Source organism: Pseudomonas putida (assembly GCF_028682455.1).
Taxonomy (GTDB): Bacteria; Pseudomonadota; Gammaproteobacteria; order Pseudomonadales; family Pseudomonadaceae; genus Aquipseudomonas; species Aquipseudomonas putida_AA.
The window spans coordinates 1102672-1119377 of sequence record NZ_JANHLD010000003.1 but is presented as its reverse complement, the minus strand read 5'-3'; the positions used below and the strand labels follow the sequence as shown (position 1 = coordinate 1119377).

Genomic DNA, 16706 nt, shown 5'->3' with positions numbered 1-16706 from the left:
AGTGCTCGAGGACCACGGGTGATTTCAGAGTAGCGCTCAGTAGCGGCGCAGATCCAGGGTAAAGGGCAGCTCGGGATCGATTCGTACATCAGGCACCGGCAACGCGCCCGGGCTGTGGCCCAGGCGGAAGAACCGCGCCTGGCGCCGGCTCTGGGCTTCGTTGGCATTGACCGGAAAGCTGTCGTAGTTGCGCCCGCCAGGGTGCGCCACATGGTACTGGCAGCCCCCCAGTGATCGCCCCATCCAGGTATCGAGCAGGTCGAACACCAGTGGCGCATGTACCGGGATGGTCGGCTGCAGGCAGTTGGCCGGTTGCCAGGCGCGATAGCGCACCGCCGCCACATACTCGCCAATCCGCCCGGTGGGCTGCAGCGGCACGGCGACACCGTTGCAGGTCAGCCGGTAGCGATCGGCACTCATGCCACTGACCTTGACCTGCAAGCGCTCCAGCGACGAGTCCACATAGCGCACGCTGCCTGCGCCACTGCCCTCCTCGCCCAGTACATGCCAGGGCTCCAGGGCCTGGCGCAGCTCCAGCTCGATGCCATTGACGGCATAGTCGCCCACCTTGGGAAAGCGAAACTCCAGGTGCGCGGCAAACCATTCGGAGCGCAGTGCAAAGCCCGCGGCATTGAGCTCGACAAGCACGTCGGCAAAGTCCTGCTCGATGAAATGCGCGAGCATGAAGCGGTCGTGCAGTTCGGTGCCCCAGCGTGTCAGGCGTCGTGGCGCATAGGGCTCGCGCCAGAAGCGCGCCACCAGCGCGCGCAACAACAGTTGCTGGACCAGGCTCATGCGCGCATGGGGCGGCATTTCAAAGGCACGCAGTTCCAGTAGCCCGAGGCGCCCGGCGGGGCCGTCGGGCGAGTAGAGTTTGTCGATGCAGAATTCGGCGCGATGGGTATTGCCGGTCACGTCGATCAACAGGTTGCGCAGCAGTCGGTCCACCCGCCACGGCGCGCACTCCTCGCCCGGCGCCGGCATCTGCGAGAAGGCGATTTCCAGCTCATAGAGTGAATCGTTGCGCGCCTCATCGACACGGGGCGCCTGGGAGGTCGGGCCAATGAACAGGCCAGAGAACAGGTACGACAGTGACGGGTGGTTGTGCCAGTAGCTGATCAGGCTGCGCAAAAGGTCAGGCCGGCGCAAGAACGGCGAGTCGGCAGGCGTGGCGCCACCGAGCACAAAGTGGTTGCCACCGCCGGTGCCGGTGTGGCGCCCGTCGACCATGAACTTTTCGCTGATCAATCGCGTCTGGCGTGCCTGCTCGTAGAGAAACTCGGTGCGCTCGACCAACTCGTCCCAGCCGGCCGCAGGCTGCACATTGACTTCGATGACGCCCGGGTCGGGAGTCACCTTGAAGTTGACCAGCCGCGGATCGGCAGGTGGCTCATACCCCTCGAGCAAGACCGGGCAATGCAGTTCCTCGGCGGTTGCCTCGATGACTGCAACCAGCTCCAGGTAATCCTCCAGCCGCGACAGCGGTGGCATGAACAGGTAGAGCCGGCCCTCCCGGGGCTCGGCACACAAGGCCGTGCGGGTCAGCCAGTCGGCCGATTCGTCGACCTTGGGGGCCGACTGCTCTTGTTCATCCAACGCATGGCCCGCACTGGCGCTGGCCAGCGAATCGCGATCAGGCAGGTCGGCCAGCGGCTGGTTGGGGTCGGTGGGGTGTACGTACGGATATTCTGCCGCGCTCACCCAGGGCTGCGCCGCCAGCGGCAGGCGGTACCCCAGCGGTGAGTCGCCCGGCACCAGCCGGCAATGCTGGTCACGCAGGAACCAGCGCCCGCTCTGCCAGCGCTGCTCATCGGCGCTACGTGCCAGCGGCAGTACCTGACCGACGACCTGGTCCAGCCCCTGCTCGAACACCTTGCGCAAGCGTGCGCGCTCCATTTCATCGCCCAGGCGCGCGTCGTCGACACGTACATTGGAGGGCAGCCCACCTTCTCGCCACAGGTAGTACAGGGCGTCTTCGCAGGCAGGAAATACATACCGGGTCGGCACCTTGAGCCGCTCGGCAATACTGGCCAGAAAACGCCCGGCCAGGTGGCTGTCGGCGCCATGATCCTGCGTCTCGTCGGCAATCAGCGCCGGGTTGTTCCACACCGGCTCGCCATCGCGACGCCAGAAGCAGTTCAGCGACCAGCGCGGCAACTGCTCGCCCGGGTACCACTTGCCCTGGCCGAAATGCACCAGCCCCTTGGGCGCATAGTGCTTGTACAGGCGCTGGAACAGCTCGGTAGCCCGGCGCCGCTTGTTCGGGCCGAGGGCCGCGGTGTTCCACTCGGCACCATCGGGATCATCGATGGCCACGAAGGTGGGCTCACCGCCCATGGTCAGGCGAACATCGGCCGCATTGAGTTCCCTGTCGACCTGACGCCCCAGGGCAACGATTGCCTGCCACTGCTCATCGCTGTAGGGCAGCGTCACCCGTGGCGACTCCCACAGCCGCTCCACGCTCATCTCATGGGAGAAGTCGCACTCGCACGGCTCGACCAGGCCGCTGATCGGCGCCGCTGACGTTGGATCGGGGCTGCAGGCCAACGGGATATGCCCTTCGCCGGCAAACAGCCCCGAGGTGGCATCCAGCCCGATCCAGCCGGCGCCGGGCAGGTAGACCTCGCACCAGGCGTGCAGGTCGGTGAAGTCCTCTTCGCTGCCTGACGGCCCGTCCAGCGCCTTGACGTCTGCCTTGAGTTGAATCAGGTAGCCGGAGACAAACCGGGCCGCCAATCCCAGGTGACGCAGAATCTGCACCAGCAGCCAGGCCGAGTCCCGGCAGGAGCCCGAGCGGCCCTGCAGTGTTTGCTCCGGCGTTTGCACTCCGGACTCCAGGCGGATCAGATAGCGGATGTCCTGGCTCAGGCGCTGGTTCAGGGCGACCAGGAAATCCACACTGGCCTGCGGCGTGCGCTCGATGCCGGCCAGGTAGCTGGCAAACAACGGCGTCAGGGGCAGTTGCTCGAGGTAGGGCATCAGTTCATGACGCTCATCGCGGCCATAGTTGAAGGGAATCTGTTCGGCGTAGGGCTCAAGGAAAAAGTCGAAGGGGTTGAACACCGCCATTTCGGCGACCAGGTCCACCTCCACCCGCAGGTTGTCGGTTTTTTCCGGGAACACCAGGCGCGCCAGGTAATTGCCCTGGGGATCCTGCTGCCAGTTGATGAAATGCCCGGCCGGTTGCACCTTCAAGGCATAGGAGAGAATCCGCGTACGGCTATGGGCAGCCGGACGCAGGCGCACAATTTGCGGACCCAGTTCGATGGCACGGTCATAACGGTATTCGGTGACATGGTGCAACGCGACATGGATCGACACGGCGGGCCTCCTGCGAGCCTGGACGGTAGCGGAACCGCGCAAGACTTGTGCCATGCGGCCAGGCCAGCGACTCCCTGTGTTCAGCTCATGCAAATGCACCCAGAGCGCACCGCGATGAAGCTGCCGTGCAAGCCTTGCACAGATTTGAGGCTTTGCCAGTAGGATCGGGCTTGCCCCGCGATAGCGGTGTGCCTGGCCGTATCGCCACGCGGGGCACGCCCGCCCCTCCCGGCAGAAATGAAAACGCCAGCCCGAAGGCTGGCGTTTTGATTAGCGCGGTATGACCGGCTGGCGGGCGGGCTTTTTCTTGCCCTTGCCGCCCTTGGCGGCATCCTTGCGCGCCTTGGCCGCTTCCTGGTTGCGGGCGAACGCCGCGGCCTTGGCCTCCTCGCGCTTGTCCCACGGTTTGGAACCGTCGCTGGCGCGAGGTGGCAAGCCGGAGTGCTGGGTGAGGATCTTCTGCTCCTTGCCCACCTTGTGGCTGCCTGCCGGAGTCGAGTTCTTGCGTCGGGCGCTCTGGTAGGTGTCGGTGGCCGGCTGATGCAACGGGATCAACTGGTGCTTGCCTGGGCCGATCAGGTCGGCACGGCCCATGCGCTCCAGGGCTTCGCGCAGCATCGGCCAGCCCTTCGGATCATGGTAGCGCAGGAAGGCCTTGTGCAGGCGACGCTGCTGCTCGCTCTTGACGATGGTCACCGGGTCGCTCTTGTAGGTGACCTTGCGCAGCGGGTTCTTGCCCGAGTGGTACATGGCCGTGGCCGACGCCATCGGCGAGGGATAGAAGGCCTGTACCTGGTCGGCACGGAAGCCGTTGCCCTTGAGCCACAGCGCCAGGTTCATCATGTCTTCGTCGGTGGTCCCGGGGTGCGCGGCGATGAAGTACGGGATCAGGTACTGCTCCTTGCCCGCCTCTTTCGAGTACTTCTCGAACATGCGCTTGAAGCGGTCGTAGCTACCGATGCCCGGCTTCATCATCTGGTTGAGCGGGCCTTCCTCGGTGTGCTCCGGCGCGATTTTCAGATAGCCGCCCACGTGGTGGGTCACCAGCTCCTTGACATACTCCGGCGACTCTACCGCCAGATCGTAGCGCAGGCCCGAGGCGATGAGGATCTTCTTCACGCCCGGCAGCGCGCGGGCACTGCGGTACAGCTTGATCAGCGACGAGTGGTCGGTGTTCAGGTTCGGACAGATACCGGGGAATACGCACGACGGCTTGCGGCACGCCGATTCGATCTCGGGGCTCTTGCAGGCAATGCGGTACATGTTCGCGGTCGGGCCGCCGAGGTCAGAGATGACACCGGTAAAACCTGGCACCTTGTCGCGAATCTCTTCGATCTCGCGAATGATCGAATCGTGGGAGCGGTTCTGGATGATGCGCCCCTCGTGCTCGGTGATCGAGCAGAAGGTGCAGCCGCCAAAGCAGCCACGCATGATGTTCACCGAGAAACGGATCATGTCGTAGGCCGGGATTTTCTCCTTGCCGTACGCCGGGTGCGGAATGCGCGCATAGGGCATGCCGAACACGTAGTCCATTTCTTCGGTGGTCATCGGAATGGGCGGCGGGTTGAACCATACGTCCACTTCTCCGTGCTTTTGCACCAGGGCCCGCGCGTTACCCGGGTTGGTCTCCAGGTGCAGCACACGGTTGGCGTGAGCGTAGAGCACGGCATCGCCGCGGACCTTTTCGAACGATGGCAGGCGAATGACCGTCTTGTCGCGGGTCATGCGCGGGCTGGCCAGGATCTGCACGACCTTGGCTTCGTTCGGGTCTTCGACCGGGCCCTTTTCCTGCTCGATGGCACAAGCCTGGGTGTCCTGGGTGTTCACGTACGGGTTGATGATCTTGTCGATCTTGCCCGGACGGTCGATACGCGTGGAATCGACTTCGTACCAGCCTTGCGGCGTATCGCGGCGAATGAAAGCCGTGCCGCGGATATCGGTGATGTTCTCGATCTTTTCACCAAACGCCAGGCGCTGGGCCACTTCGACGATGGCCCGCTCGGCGTTGCCGTACAGCAGGATATCGGCGCAGGCGTCGATCAGGATCGAATGGCGGACCTTGTCCTGCCAGTAGTCGTAGTGCGCGATCCGGCGCAGGGACGCCTCGATACCGCCAAGCACGATCGGCACGTGCTTGTAGGCTTCCTTGCAGCGCTGGCTGTAGACCAGGCTGGCACGGTCGGGACGCTTGCCGGCCAGACCGCCCGGGGTATAGGCGTCGTCCGAGCGGATCTTCTTGTCGGCGGTGTAGCGGTTGATCATCGAGTCCATGTTGCCAGCCGCGACGCCGAAGAACAGGTTCGGCTCGCCCAGCTTCATGAAGTCGTCCTTGGACTGCCAGTTCGGCTGGGCAATGATGCCCACCCGGAAGCCCTGGGCTTCGAGCAGACGACCGATGATCGCCATGCCGAACGACGGATGGTCGACGTAGGCATCACCGGTCACGATGATGATGTCGCAGGAATCCCAGCCGAGCTGATCCATCTCCTCCCTGCTCATTGGCAGGAACGGTGCTGGCCCGAAGCATTCGGCCCAGTACTTGGGATAGTCGAAAAGTGGTTTGGCTGCTTGCATGTCAGTGACCGGTGGCTAATCGATGAAAAATCGCGGGCGCGGAATATAGCACAAATTTTGATCACAATCCGACGGTAATGGTCGGATTTTGGCTGCGGCACTGGCGCTGAGGGACAAACTGCCTGGTTGATTGCGCCCCGACGATGAAGGTGTGCCAAGGGACGAGAAAAGAGACGCGAGCGCCCCGAAGTTCGTTACAAGATGTTACCCCCCTACCCATTTATTTACTCAACCACGCCGCAGCGAGATAAGCCTTCCATGGTGCGGTAGCGCGCCCCGCCCGGCGACACCTTTACTCGTCGTCGTCGAAGTTGTAGCTGCCCGGCGCGAGGTTCTCGAAACGCGTGTATTTGCCGATGAAGGCCAGGCGGATAAAACCGATCGGACCGTTCCGCTGTTTGCCGATGATGATCTCGGCAATGCCTTTGTGCTCGGTCTCGGGGTGATAGACCTCGTCTCGGTAGACGAACATGATCACGTCGGCGTCCTGCTCGATCGCACCCGATTCACGCAAGTCGGAGTTCACCGGGCGCTTGTTCGGACGCTGTTCGAGGGAGCGGTTGAGCTGCGACAGGGCCACCACCGGGCAGTTGAATTCCTTGGCCAGTGCCTTTAGGGAGCGGGAGATCTCGGAAATCTCGTTGGTACGGTTGTCGCCGCTGGAACCCGGGATCTGCATCAGCTGCAGGTAGTCGATCATGATCAGGGCGATGTCGCCGTGCTCACGCACCAGGCGACGGGTACGGGCACGCATTTCCGACGGGCTGATGCCGGCGGTATCGTCGATGAACAGCTTGCGGTCGTTGAGCAGGTTGACCGCCGAGGTCAGGCGCGGCCAGTCGTCGTCTTCCAACTGGCCGGAACGCACCTTGGTCTGGTCGATACGACCCAGGGACGACAGCATACGCATGATCAGCGATTCGCCTGGCATCTCCAGGGAGTACACCAGCACGGCCTTGTCGCTGCGCAGTACGGCGTTCTCCACCAGGTTCATGGCGAAGGTCGTCTTACCCATCGACGGACGGCCAGCGACGATGATCAGGTCGGCCGGTTGCAGGCCGCTGGTCTTCTCGTCGAGGTCGGTGTAGCCAGTAGACAGGCCGGTGATCGCGCTGTCGGTGTTGAACAGCGTGTCGATACGGTCGATGGCTTTGGTCAGCAGCTCGTTTACGCCCACCGGCCCACCGGTCTTGGGACGCGCTTCGGCGATCTGGAAGATCTGCCGCTCGGCCTCGTCGAGGATCTCTGCGGCGTTGCGGCCCTGGGGGTTGAACGCGCTGTCGGCGATCTCGTTGCTGATGCTGATCAGCTGGCGCAGGGTCGCCCGCTCGCGGATGATCCCGGCGTAGGCCTTGATGTTGGCTACCGACGGGGTGTTCTTGGCCAGCTCACCCAGGTACCCCAGGCCGCCGACTTGCGAGCTCAGGCCTTCCTTGTCCAGCTGTTCGTGCAGGGTCACCACGTCGAACGGGGCGTTCTGGTCGGCCAGTTTGTGGATCGCGCGGAAGATCAGGCGGTGGTCATGACGGTAGAAATCGCCATCGGAGACTTGATCCAGCACTCGCTCCCAGGCGTTGTTGTCCAGCATCAAGCCACCGAGCACAGCCTGTTCGGCCTCGATGGAATGCGGCGGCACCTTCAGGGCAGCGGTTTGCAGGTCGTATTGCTCGGGGGCGGTTATCTCGTTCATGGCCACGCAGGAATCAGGGTGTTGAAAAAGACAAAGGGCACGACCTGCAAAGCAGGATCGTGCCCGATGTTAACCGGCTGACACCCAAGGTGCCAGCCGATCGGTACAGCTTAGGCTGCGACAACAACCACGCGAACGGTGGCTTCAACGTCGCTGTGCAGGTGCACGGCAACGTCGTATTCGCCGACGTTACGGATGGTGCCGTTCGGCAGACGAACTTCAGCCTTGGCCACTTCAACGCCGGAGGCGGTCAGGGCGTCAGCGATGTCGTGGGTGCCGATCGAACCGAACAGCTTGCCTTCGTCACCAGCGGTGGCAGTGATAGTCACTTCCAGCTCGGCCAGTTGGGCAGCGCGGGTTTCAGCCGAAGCTTTTTTCTCTGCAGCCAGTTTTTCCAGCTCGGCACGACGCTCTTCGAACGCAGCCAGGTTGGCGGCGGTAGCAGCGGTGGCCTTGCCGAATGGCAGCAGGTAGTTACGGCCGTAACCAGCCTTAACATTTACCTTATCGCCCAGGTTGCCCAGGTTGGCGATTTTTTCCAGCAGGATCAGTTCCATTTGGTAATAACCTCTTAACTTTTAACCTTCACCGTTCGCGGAGTCGTTATCGGCACCGTTAGGCGCCTTGCGACCGCGAAAATCAATCAGGCTGTCGACAATGGCCAAAACCACGAGCAACGGATAAGTCAGCTGCATGAACAGCAGCAGTGTCACGTACATCCCGACCAACCAGAACTTGCCCAGTCGTCCTTGCGCCACCAACCCATGCATGAGGGCAAGCCCTGCAAACATCAGCGGTACGCTGCACAGTGGCGTCAACATCGCCAGTTCAGGACCGAAATTCGGCCCCACCAGCATGAGCACCAACAGCACCAGCGCCGGCACCAGGGGAAGCCTGACCGCTTGAAACTCGCGACCAAAACCACCCGGGTTATACAACACTGCCTGCCAGTAACGACCCAACATCAGGGCCAGCAAACTGACGGCTTGCAACAAGGCCGCTATCAGGCCGTTGAGCACCGGTGCAATCAGGCTGCCCAGGCGGGCCCGCTCCTCTACCGACAACTGCTGGTAGAGACCGTCGAGCATCTGCGGCAGGGCTTTTTCAAGCGCTCCAGCCAGAGCTTCGATCGGTTCGCGGAACACCGAACCCAGGACCACGCCATACACCAGGCCCATGGCGATGCTGAACAACAGCACCCGGTTCCAGGATTGTCCGGCGCGCAACAGCGCAGCCAGCCCCAACGTACCCAGCAACACCATCAAGGTGCGCGGCTCGCCGAAGAACCACCAGGCCAGCGCCGGCAATAATGCCCAGGCGAGGATCCCGGAGGCGTCCTTGAAACCACGCCGCAGGAACACCAGGCTCCCGGCGGCGGCACTCAACCAGAACAACAGCGGCATTGCCGCACAACCCACCACCACGAGGGTGGCTTGCACGCGACCGCGCATGATGAAATCAGCCAAGGCGCGCATGCGATCTATCCTTTGCTACTTGTCGACGACCCGGTCTCAGCGGCCGTGGCTGTCGGTGTAGGGCAGCAGGGCCAGGAAGCGGGCGCGCTTGATAGCGGTAGCCAGCTGACGCTGATAACGAGCTTTGGTACCGGTGATACGGCTTGGAACGATCTTGCCGGTTTCGGATACGTAAGCTTTCAGGGTGTTGAGATCTTTGTAATCGATCTCTTTCACGTCTTCAGCAGTGAAGCGGCAGAATTTACGACGACGGAAGAAACGTGCCATGTAATAGGCTCCTCAAAAGGTCCGTGGATTACTCGTCAGCGTTATCGCTGTTGTCGCTGTCATTGCTGTCATCGCCTTCGGCGTTGTCAGCATGCTCAGGACGGTCGCGACGCTCACGGCGCTCACTGCGGTTTTCTTCAGCCTTGAGCATCTCGGACTGACCAGTTACGGCTTCGTCGCGACGGATGACCAGGTTACGGATCACGGCATCGTTGTAGCGGAAGTTGTCTTCCAGCTCGGCCAGGGCCTTGCCGGTGCACTCAACGTTCAGCATCACGTAGTGAGCCTTGTGAACATTGTTGATTGCGTAGGCCAGTTGACGACGGCCCCAGTCTTCCAGACGGTGGATCTTGCCGCCGTCTTCTTCGATCAGCTTGGTGTAACGCTCAACCATGCCGCCGACTTGCTCGCTCTGGTCAGGGTGGACCAGAAAGATGATTTCGTAATGACGCATGAATGCTCCTTACGGGTTGTAGTCTGCCACCAGAGTGGTCAGACAAGGAGTGAATGACACTTATAAGTCTTGCCCTGGGAAAAGGCGCGTGAGCGCCTGCCAACATGGCAAGGGGCGCAATTGTAGTGAAGCGCCGGGGGACAAGCAAGGGAATTGGCGAATAATTGAACAGCTGCAAAGCGTCGCGGGGCGAACCCGCTCCATGTGGGAGCGGGCTTGCCCCGCGATAGATCTCAAGCCTTGTGCTTGGCGTTACGCTGACGAACCGCCTCGAACAGGCACACGCCGGTCGCCACCGATACGTTCAGGCTGCTCACGCTGCCCGCCATCGGCAGCTTGACCAGGAAGTCGCAGTGCTCGCGGGTCAGGCGACGCATGCCCTTGCCTTCGGCGCCCATGATCAGGATGGTCGGCCCGGTCAGGTCCTGCTGGTACAGCTCCTGCTCGGCCTCGCCAGCCGTGCCGACCACCCACAGGCCGCGTTGCTGGAGCTTCTCCAGGGTACGCGCCAGGTTGGTCACGGCCACCAGCGGGATCACCTCGGCAGCGCCGCAGGCAACCTTGCGGACCGCCGGCGTCAAGGTTGCCGACTTGTCCTTGGGCACGACAACCGCCAGCGCACCAGCAGCATCGGCGGTACGCAGGCAGGCGCCCAGGTTGTGCGGGTCGGTCACGCCGTCGAGCACCAGGATCAGCGGCGCACCCTCGGTGCGATCGAGCAGCTCTTCGAGCATCGCTTCGCCCCACACCTGGCTCGGACTGACTTCAGCCACGACGCCCTGGTGCACACCCTCGACCCAGGCATCCATCTCGCGACGCTCGGCCTGACCGACCGCCACACGATTCTGCGCGGCCAACTCGAGCAGAGGCTGCAGCCGAGGCTCACTACGGCCTTCGGACAACCAGATCTGCTTGACCCGCTTGGGGTGATGACGCAACAGGGCTTCTACGGCGTGGACGCCGTAGATTTTTTCCAACTGACTCATGACTTGGCCTTGGGTTTACGTGATCCAGAACTCGCTTTTGGCGGGCCCTTGCGATGCTTGCTCGGTTTCTCCGACGACTTGCCCGCCTTGGACGCAGACTTGCCGCTGGAGTGCTTGGCATCGGACATCAGCGCCTTTTTCATTTCCCGGCTCTTGCGCACTTCGGCGTTTTTCGCCGCTGCGTGGGACGGGAAGTACGCTTCGGCGGTTTCGTTCTTCTTGCTTCGACGCGCAGGCTCGGCCTTGGTCGTTTCGGCTTTGTCGAGCACCGGCACCGGCTTGCCGTCCTGCGGACGCACGCCCTCGGAACGCTGCTTGCGACCAATCGGCGCCTTCAGGGTGTTCTCGGCCATCTCGAAGTCGATCTTGCGCTGCTCCAGGTCGACGCGCATCACGCGTACTTCGACCGTGTCGCCCAGGCGGAAGCTGCGACCGGTACGCTCGCCGGCCAGACGGTGGTGAACAGGGTCGAAGTGGTAGTAGTCACCCGGCAAGGCGCTGACGTGCACCATGCCTTCTACGTAGATGTCGGTCAGCTCGACGAACAGGCCAAACCCGGTCACCGCGGTGATCACACCCGGGAAGCTCTCGCCCACGCGATCCTTCATGTACTCGCACTTGAGCCAGTTGACCACGTCGCGAGTGGCCTCGTCGGCACGACGCTCGCTCATCGAGCACTGTTCGCCAAGCTGCTCCAGGGTCGCTTCGTCGTACGGATAGATGCGCGCCTTGGGAATGCTCATCGCACCTGCACGCTTGACGTGCGGTGTTTCCTGCTTCGAACGGATCACACTGCGGATGGCCCGATGGGTCAGCAGGTCCGGGTAGCGACGGATCGGCGAGGTGAAGTGGGTGTACGCCTCGTAGTTCAGGCCGAAGTGGCCGTTGTTGTCGGCGCTGTACACCGCCTGGCTCAGCGAGCGCAGCATCACGGTCTGGATCAGGTGGAAGTCGGGACGGTCGGCGATGCTCGCCAACAGGGCCTGGTAGTCCTTGGGCGACGGACCGTCCTTGCCCTTGTGCAGCGACAGACCCAGCTCGCCGAGGAAGGCGCGCAGTTTTTCCAGGCGCTCGGGCGGCGGACCATCGTGAACCCGGTACAAGGCCGGGATCTCGTGCTTCTTGAGGAATTCGGCCGTGGCCACGTTGGCCGCCAGCATGCACTCTTCGATCAGCTTGTGGGCGTCGTTACGCACGGTCGGCCGGATTTCGGCGATCTTGCGCTCGGAACCGAAGATGATTCGGGTTTCCTGGGTTTCGAAGTCGATCGCGCCACGAGTGTGACGAGCGGCCAGCAACACCTTGTACAGGGCGTAGAGCTGCTTGAGGTCTGGCACCACGTCGCTGTACTGCTCGCGCAGGGCCTTGCCTTCGCGGGTACGAGCGTGTTCGAGCATGCTGCTGACCTTGTTGTAGGTCAGGCGGGCGTGGGAGTGAATCACTGCTTCGTAGAACTGGTAGTCGACCATCTGCCCGGACTTGTTGATGGTCATTTCACAGACCATCGCCAAGCGGTCGACGTGCGGGTTCAGCGAGCACAGGCCGTTGGACAGCTCTTCAGGCAGCATCGGTACGACGCGCTCGGGGAAGTACACCGAGTTGCCGCGGACCTGGGCTTCGGTATCCAGGGCAGAGCCAAGGCGCACGTAGCTGGAAACGTCGGCGATCGCCACATACAGGCGCCAGCCACCGGAGAACAGGCGCAACTTGCCCAGGCTCTCGCAGTACACCGCGTCGTCGAAGTCGCGCGCATCTTCACCGTCGATAGTCACGAACGGCAGGTGACGCAGGTCGATGCGGTGTTCTTTATCTTTGTCTTCGACTTCCGGCTTGAGCTTGCGGGCTTCCTTGATCACGGCCTCTGGCCAGACATGAGGAATGTCGTAGCTGCGCAGAGCAACGTCGATTTCCATGCCCGGCGCCATGTAGTTACCGATCACTTCGGTGACATCGCCCTGGGGCTGGAAGCGCGGGGTCGGCCAGTGGGTGATCTTCACCTCGACGAATTGACCGATCTTGGCACCGCCATTACGCCCCGGAGTCACCAGCACTTCCTGCTGGACCTTGGGGTTGTCTGGGGTAACGAAGCCGATACCGCCTTCTTCGAAATAGCGGCCAACGATGCTTTCGTGGGCACGGGAAATGACTTCCACGATCACGCCTTCGCGTCGACCGCGGCGGTCCAGGCCCGATACGCGAGCCAGCGCACGGTCGCCATCGAACACCAGGCGCATCTGGGCCGGGCTCAGGAACAGGTCATCGCTGCCATCGTCGGGAATCAGGAAGCCGAAACCATCGCGGTGACCGGAAATGCGGCCCAGGATCAGGTCCAGTTTGTCTACCGGGGCATAGGTGCCGCGCCGGGTATAGATCAGCTGGCCATCACGTTCCATCGCGCGCAGGCGGCGGCGCAGGGCTTCGATCTGGTCTTCGGTGGTCAGGCCGAACTCTTCGACCAACTGCTCGCGCGCAGCCGGCGAGCCACGCTCGTCCAGGCGCTGCAGGATCAGCTCACGGCTAGGAATAGGGTTTTCGTATTTTTCCGCTTCACGAGCGGCCTCGGGATCGAGGGTCTGCCAATCGGCCATTAGGAGGGGTTCACCTTGTCTATATAAGGGTTAGTTTGGCATAGGCGTATTGAAACCGGAAATTTCAGGCTTGGACAGCCCTGTCAGAGCCCCCTCGATAGCGCCAAAACCATCATAAGGAACAACGACTTGAATTTTTTAAGATTTTTTCTGAACGGGGCTTTACAGCTCTCAGAGGCATCCGTATAGTGCGCACCACAACGACGGACAGCGTCGTTATAGTTGAGATGCAACGCGATGTGAAGCATCATGTGACCTCAGCGAAATGCCCAGATGGTGAAATTGGTAGACACGCCAGCTTCAGGTGCTGGTGACCTTACGGTCGTGGAAGTTCGAGTCTTCTTCTGGGCACCAATTTCAAATCTTAGAACTGCCCCGCGCTTCTGAGATTTATTGCAACACGCTACACTGATTTCGTTACAAGCTACACCGCTTCATTTTGCCCAGATGGTGAAATTGGTAGACACGCCAGCTTCAGGTGCTGGTGACCTTACGGTCGTGGAAGTTCGAGTCTTCTTCTGGGCACCATATTTCAGATCAAACCCGCGAAAGCGGGTTTTTTCGTTTCTGCACCCCTCTTGTATCCCACACTCTGTGGGAGCGAACTACCCCGCGACAACCTCCAACCTGCACAGCCTCTGCGCAACTCGCGCCTACAAACAGATAGGCAGCTCATGAATTTCCCTTCACCCGGGCATTTGAGAAGCGATATCGATTATCATTGTTTCCAGATATGTAGCCGCAAGCGAGGAAGTACCCGCATGACGTTCCGCAATAACCCCCTGTTGCGCGGCCTGGCCGTCTCCTTTTTTGCCATGGTGCTGGGCACACCCGCCGCCCTGGCAGCCGATCCGGTGTCACTGACCCTGTACAACGGCCAGCACAAGGAAATCGGCGAAGCCATCGCCAAGGCCTACGAGGCCAAGACCGGCATTCACATCAATATCCGCAAGGGTAGCAGCAACCAGCTGGCCAGCCAGATCATCGAGGAGGGCGACCGCTCGCCTGCCGACGTCATCTACACCGAAGAATCGCCCCCCCTGAACAACCTGGGTGAACTGGGCCTGCTGGCGAAGATCGACGATTCCACCTTGCAGGTGCTGCCCAAGGAATACGTTGCCGCCAATGGCACCTGGATGGGCGTGACCGCACGCACCCGAGTGGTGGCGTTCAACCCCAAGGTCATTGACGAGAAAGACCTGCCGCCGTCGGTCATGGACTTCGCCAATCCGGAGTGGGAAGGCAAGGTCGGCTTCGTGCCCACCAGCGGCGCCTTCCAGGAACAGGCCGTGGCCATTCTCAAGCTGCACGGGCGTGATGCTGCCGAGGAGTGGCTGACCGGCCTGAAGGCATTCGGCAAGACCTACACCAACAACATGGTTGCCCTCAAAGCCGTGGAAAACGGTGAGGTGGCTGCCGTGCTGGTGAACAACTATTACTGGTATGCCCTGAAAAAGGAGCGCGGCCAACTCGACTCGAAACTCTACTACCTGGCCGATGGTGACGCCGGCGGCCTGGTGACCATTTCCAGCGCCGCGGCGGTCAAGGCCAGCAAACACCCGAAAGAGGCCCAGGCCCTGCTCGCCTGGATGGCCAGCGAAGAAGGCCAGCGAGTGATCACCCAGACCACCGCCGAATACCCGCTGCACAAAGGAATGGTCTCTGACCAGGGCCTGAAGCCGTTCGAGGACCTGCGTCCACCGAAGATCACCCCGGCTGACCTGGGGAATGCCGAGGAAGCCCTGGAGCTTGAACGCGAAGTCGGCCTGCTCTGATGAGTGCCGCCCTGCCTGAACCGCTGATCAGCCGCTATGTACCGCGGCGCAAGCGCCCGTCGATCTGGGTGGTGCTGCCCGTGCTGCTGCTGGTGGGCCTGAGCCTGTTGCCGTTGGCGTATGTCGGCCTCAAGGCCTGGCAAGCCGGTTGGCATGAGGCCTTTCGCCTGCTCTGGCGCCCCTTCGTCTGGGGCCTGATGCGCAATACCCTGATGCTGATGGTAGGCGTCACCCTGGTCTGCGCCGTGCTCGGCCTGGCCCTGGCGTGGCTACTGGAGCGCAGTGATTTGCCCGGGCGGCGCCTGTGGGGCGTGATCCTTTGCCTGCCATTCGCCGTACCGGCATTTGTCAGCGGCTTTACCTGGGTATCCCTGAGCCCGCGCTTCGAAGGCCTGGGCGGCGCGATCCTGGTGATGAGCCTGTCCAAGTACCCCCTGGTGTTCCTGCCGGTGGCTGCCACCCTGCGCAATCTCGATACCTCCCTGGAGGAGTCGGCACGCACACTGGGGCAGAACCGCTGGGGAGTGTTCTTCAGGATTACCCTGCCGCTGCTCTGGCCCTCGATCCTCGGCGGCAGCCTGCTGATAGCGCTGCACATGCTGGTGGAGTTCGGCGCCCTGTCGATCCTGGGCCTGCAGACCTTCACCACGGCGATCTACCAACAGTTCGAACTGGAGTTCAGCAATGCCAACGCGGCGATGCTGTCGGCAGTGCTGCTGTTCATGTGCCTGTTGATGCTCTGGCTGGAACTGCGCGTGCGCGGCAAGGCCCGCCATATCCGTATCGGCCAGGGCGTGGCACGGCGCGCAGCGCCAATTCGCCTGCGCGGCTGGATGCCCCTGGGCCAGGCGTTCTGCCTGGCGCTCGCATTGCTGGGCAGCGGTATTCCACTGGGGATGCTTGGCTACTGGCTGAGCGTGGGGTCGTCGGCCGCCTTCCCGGTAGCGGACATCAGCCGCGCACTGTTCTCGTCGCTTTCGCTTTCACTGGGCGGTGCGGGGCTAAGCCTGTTGCTGGCCTTGCCGGTGAGCTTTCTGGTGGTGCGCTACAAGGGCCAACTGGCGATCTGGGCCGAGCGCCTGCCGTATCTGCTGCACGCCCTGCCCGGCCTGGTGATTGCCCTGACACTGGTGTACTTCGCCCTGCACTACGTGCCGGCGCTGTACCAGACCACCGGTTTGTTGCTGCTGGCGTATGCCCTGCTGTTTCTGCCGCTGGCTCAAGCCCCCGTGCGCACAGCGCTGAACAAGGCCGCACCGCAGCTCGAAGAAGCAGCTCGTACCCTGGGCGCGACACCGTTCAAGGCATTTTGCCGGGTGACGCTGCCGATCATCTTCCCCGCCCTGGCGGCAGCCTTTGCCCTGGTGTTTCTCGATGCCATGAAGGAGCTGACGGCGACCCTGCTCCTCAGCCCGACCGGTATGACCACCCTGGCGACCGAGGTCTGGGCACACACCGCCAACGTCGAATTCGCTGCCGCAGCGCCCTATGCGGCGCTGTTGATTGTGGTGTCGGGGTTGCCGGTGTACCTGCTGACCACGCGGATGTATTTGAACCGCGCCTGAGGCTGCAGAGG

Annotated in this window: 11 protein-coding genes and 2 tRNA genes; 4 read left to right on the top strand and 9 right to left on the bottom strand. The window is 62.2% G+C overall.

Going from position 1 to position 16706, the window contains the following annotated elements; translation table 11 throughout:
* Positions 1–36: 36 nt before the first annotated feature.
* The 9 genes from NPS58_RS22190 to rnr all read right to left on the bottom strand — a co-directional run bounded on the left by NPS58_RS22190 (position 37) and on the right by rnr (position 13355).
* On the bottom strand, positions 37–3321 hold the full coding sequence (locus NPS58_RS22190; protein ID WP_274117406.1) for a DUF2126 domain-containing protein: 3285 nt from the start codon (positions 3319–3321) through the stop codon (positions 37–39).
* Between the two features lie 270 nt (positions 3322–3591).
* Positions 3592–5895, bottom strand: coding sequence for a YgiQ family radical SAM protein (locus tag NPS58_RS22185; protein WP_274117405.1), 2304 nt, complete (start codon positions 5893–5895; stop codon positions 3592–3594).
* 292 nt (positions 5896–6187) lie between these two features.
* Positions 6188–7585: a replicative DNA helicase gene (gene dnaB, locus NPS58_RS22180; protein ID WP_274117404.1), complete on the bottom strand. Its 1398-nt coding sequence runs from the start codon at positions 7583–7585 to the stop codon at positions 6188–6190.
* Positions 7586–7695: 110 nt separating this feature from the next.
* Positions 7696–8142, bottom strand: a complete 447-nt coding sequence (rplI, locus tag NPS58_RS22175; protein ID WP_128321538.1) for a 50S ribosomal protein L9 — start codon at positions 8140–8142, stop codon at positions 7696–7698.
* Between the two features lie 21 nt (positions 8143–8163).
* The gene (locus NPS58_RS22170; protein WP_274117403.1) at positions 8164–9060 is read right to left on the bottom strand and encodes a hypothetical protein; all 897 of its coding nucleotides are present in this window, start codon (positions 9058–9060) and stop codon (positions 8164–8166) included.
* A gap of 36 nt (positions 9061–9096) precedes the next feature.
* Positions 9097–9327, bottom strand: coding sequence for a 30S ribosomal protein S18 (rpsR, locus tag NPS58_RS22165; RefSeq protein WP_009403887.1), 231 nt, complete (start codon positions 9325–9327; stop codon positions 9097–9099).
* A 28-nt stretch (positions 9328–9355) separates the two neighbouring features.
* A complete protein-coding gene (gene rpsF / locus NPS58_RS22160) occupies positions 9356–9781 on the bottom strand; it encodes a 30S ribosomal protein S6 (protein ID WP_028945687.1) in 426 nt (141 codons plus the stop codon).
* Between the two features lie 233 nt (positions 9782–10014).
* A complete protein-coding gene (gene rlmB / locus NPS58_RS22155; RefSeq protein ID WP_274117402.1) occupies positions 10015–10767 on the bottom strand; it encodes a 23S rRNA (guanosine(2251)-2'-O)-methyltransferase RlmB in 753 nt (250 codons plus the stop codon).
* Positions 10764–13355 carry a ribonuclease R gene (gene rnr, locus NPS58_RS22150; protein ID WP_274117401.1) on the bottom strand — a complete coding sequence of 864 codons (2592 nt, stop codon included), beginning with the start codon at positions 13353–13355 and terminating at the stop codon, positions 10764–10766. Before rnr ends, rlmB begins: the two co-directional genes overlap by 4 nt.
* Positions 13356–13622: 267 nt before the next feature.
* Here rnr and NPS58_RS22145 point away from each other — a divergent pair.
* The 4 genes from NPS58_RS22145 (at position 13623) to NPS58_RS22130 (ending at position 16695) form a co-directional block, all read left to right on the top strand.
* A tRNA-Leu gene (locus NPS58_RS22145) sits at positions 13623–13709 on the top strand.
* Positions 13710–13796: 87 nt separating this feature from the next.
* Positions 13797–13883, top strand: a tRNA-Leu gene (locus tag NPS58_RS22140).
* 233 nt (positions 13884–14116) lie between these two features.
* Positions 14117–15130 (top strand): extracellular solute-binding protein, encoded by a 1014-nt coding sequence (locus NPS58_RS22135; RefSeq protein ID WP_274117400.1) that lies wholly within the window; start codon positions 14117–14119, stop codon positions 15128–15130.
* Entirely contained in the window at positions 15130–16695 is a 1566-nt protein-coding gene (locus NPS58_RS22130; RefSeq protein WP_274117399.1) for an ABC transporter permease, read from the top strand. The genes NPS58_RS22135 and NPS58_RS22130 overlap by 1 nt, the downstream gene beginning before the upstream one ends.
* The last annotated feature ends 11 nt before the right edge of the window (positions 16696–16706 follow it).